Below are 2757 nucleotides of genomic sequence, written 5' to 3' on the forward strand. Positions count from 1 at the left end.
TGTCACTGATCGCCGTAAAGGAGCCGGGGATGATCGGCGTAATGGAGCCAGTTTTGGGTGAGTAGAACGGACATCTCGGCGGGGTCAAGAATGCGTGGTTTTGGAGTTGTTGGCAACTCTCGATTTGGTGTTGGTCGGAGCGAGTTTCGGCGCTCGGTAAGAGTGGCCGTCGAGCACCAGGCAGTAGGCGTTGTGGCGCAGCCGATCGAGCGTTGCCGATGCCAGGAGCCGGTTGGCGGGGAAGGCCTGATCCCACTCGGTGAAGTCGAGGTTGGAGGTGACGACGGTGGCGACCTGTTCGTAGCGCTCGGCGATCAAGTCGTGGAGATCTTCGTCGGCGGGCGGGCGAAGCGGTTTCAGGCCGAAGTCATCGATGATCAAGAGCGGCACGCGGGCGAGCGCGGTGAGTTTGCGGTCGTAGGCGCCAGTGGCGCGCGCGGCATTCAGGCTCGCGGTGAGCGCGGCACAGGTGCCGAAGACGACGTCGACGCCTTGGCGCACGGCGCAGTGGCCGAGGGCTTGCGCGAGATGGCTCTTGCCGGTGCCGCAGGGTCCGACGATGAGCACGGGAGCGCGCTCACCCAGGTAGCGGCCGGTGGCGAGGTCGTGAACGAGCGCGCGGTTGACCGAGGGCAGGCGCTCGAAGTCGAACTGGTCGAGCGTCTTGGTGGCGCGAAACGCGGCTCGCCGAAGGCGCAGCGCGAACTTCTTCTGCTCGCGCCGGGCGACTTCGTCCTGGATCAGCAACGCGAGGAATTCGGTATAGGCGAGCTTGGAATCGATCGCCTGGCGGTTTCTCGCTTCCAGCGAATCGAGGATGCCCGAGAGGCGCAGCTGCTTCAGGTATGGCGAGAGCTCAGGGACGGGGTTCATGGGTGGGGTTCTCCTGGGTTGAGGTGAATGGGACTGCACGGACGAGAGGGTTACCCACGGCGCGCCCCGCGCGGCGCCCGACACGCCAGAGCGCGGGCGCGCGGTGGGTAACCCGGGGAACACGGTTTCAGTGCGGCAGGCGCTCATCGGTGTCAAAGAGGCTCTGGGCGTCGCGCGCGAAGCGTGCGGCACTCGCATACGGGGAGGCGGGCTCGCTCGCCGAAGGCAGGGGCAGCGCGTCGTGGCCGCCCACGAGGATGTTCTTGACGCTGCGGTACTGGACGGTGGCGTGATACAGGGCGCGCGCGCAGGCCGCTTCCAGGCGCTCGCGGCCGTAGGGCTTGGCCAAGCGCAGCAGCCCCTGCGCCGCGCGCAGCCGCTCGACGATGCGGTCGGTGAGCAGGCGCGCGACGAGCTCGGCGCACGCGGGACCCACGGCGGCAGCTTGCTTGGCGCACCAGGCGCGGTCCTGCAGGAAGAACGCCTGCGCCTCGGGCGGCAGGTGCGCGCCGACGGTGAAGCGTTGCCCCGGTTTGCGTCCGCGCGGGTGCGTGGCCACGAGCCGATAGTCCTCGAAGATCGACACCGAGCCGTCGGTAGCGCGCAGCCACAGGCGCTTGCCCACGAGCAGATAGGGCACGGAGTACAGCACCCGCTCGTGCTGCACGTGGCAGTCGCGGTGCACCGTGACGCCGTGCCAGCTGCCCAGGTCCGGGGCGATCGCGGGAAGCGGCTTCATGAGCGGGCGCTCCAGCTCGAAGCGCACAAGCGGTGCCTCGCGCGTCGTGCCGTGGATGCGAACGCCGGCCTCCTCCATTGCCCAGCGCCGGCCCTGCGCATTCAGATCCGCCAGATCGCGGAAGCTCCGGATGGGAAGGAAGTTGCCCTTCACGTACTTGACCCCGGATTCGACGATGCCCTTCTTCTGCGGATCAGCCGGTGGACACGGATCGATGCGGAATCCGTAACCTTCCGCGCATTCGGCATACGCCCGCTGCACCAGCGGGTCGTGGATGCTCGCCTTGGTGATCGCGCACTTGGGGTTGTCGATGATCAGGCGCTCAGGGACCGCGGCGAACCATTCGAACGCCCGCCGGTGGCAGCCTAGCCACGTGGCCACCGTCTGGTCCCAGACGAACTCGACGTACTGGTGGCGCGAGAAGCACAGCGTCATCACGAAGCACCAGGTGCGGCGCAGCTCACCCGTGGCCGGATCGACGAGCACGGGTCCGGTGCCGAAGTCGACTTGGCCGGCCTCGCCCGGGGCAAACACCAGCGGCACCGTCGCATCAGGGGGCAACGCCGCCCGCAGCGCCGCGAGCATGCGGCGCACCGCGGAGTAGCTCCCCGCGTAGCCGTGCTCACGCCGCAGCACCGCGTGGATGGCCACCCCCGAGACGCCTTGCGCGAACCAACGCTCCACGGTCGCCCGGTAGGGCTCGAGGCCCGAAATGGTGGAGGCCGCCCGCCGGTGCGCCCCCAGGGCGGCCGCGATCTCTGCGTCCTCGGGCAGCGCCGAGGCCCCATCGAGCCAGCCGCGCTCGATCGCCAGAGCGCGCAGCTCCGCGGCCTTGGGCCGGCCCATCAGCCGCGAGCGCTTGATGTCGCGGTCGGAATCCCCCTGGCGCATACGCACCAGGACCTGCCTGTACTGGAACATCTCGAATCTCCTGCGGCTCACGGCCATCTCCTCCGGACAAAAAGCCCGCAGGGTAGCCGTGCCGCCTCAATCCGAGATGCCCGTTCCCTCCCTCAAACTGGCTCCAATATGCCGATCATCGACTGGCTCCATTACGCCGATCCGGCGCTGGCTCCAATATGCCGATCATCGGCTGGCTCCTTTATGCCGATCACGAAGTGGCTCCAATATGCCGGTCGGTGACA

2 protein-coding genes are annotated in these 2757 nt (G+C 68.0%); both read right to left on the bottom strand.

What is annotated here, in order from left to right:
* Nucleotides 1-84: 84 nt before the first annotated feature.
* On the bottom strand, nucleotides 85-873 hold the full coding sequence (locus tag IVW53_15725) for an ATP-binding protein (GenBank protein MBF6607012.1): 789 nt from the start codon (nucleotides 871-873) through the stop codon (nucleotides 85-87).
* A 127-nt stretch (nucleotides 874-1000) separates the two neighbouring features.
* Complete coding sequence (locus IVW53_15730) at nucleotides 1001-2533, bottom strand: IS21 family transposase (protein ID MBF6607013.1); 1533 nt, start codon at nucleotides 2531-2533, stop codon at nucleotides 1001-1003.
* Nucleotides 2534-2757 lie beyond the last annotated feature (224 nt).

The sequence above is a fragment of the Chloroflexota bacterium genome (assembly GCA_015478725.1).
GTDB lineage: Bacteria > Chloroflexota > Limnocylindria > Limnocylindrales > CSP1-4 > C-114.

Excerpts from the sequence above, each read along its gene's own strand:
- IVW53_15725 (MBF6607012.1), bottom strand. The coding sequence starts at position 873 with ATGAACCCCGTCCCTGAGCTCTCGCCATACCTGAAGCAGCTGCGCCTC.
- IVW53_15730 (MBF6607013.1), bottom strand. The coding sequence starts at position 2,533 with ATGTTCCAGTACAGGCAGGTCCTGGTGCGTATGCGCCAGGGGGATTCC.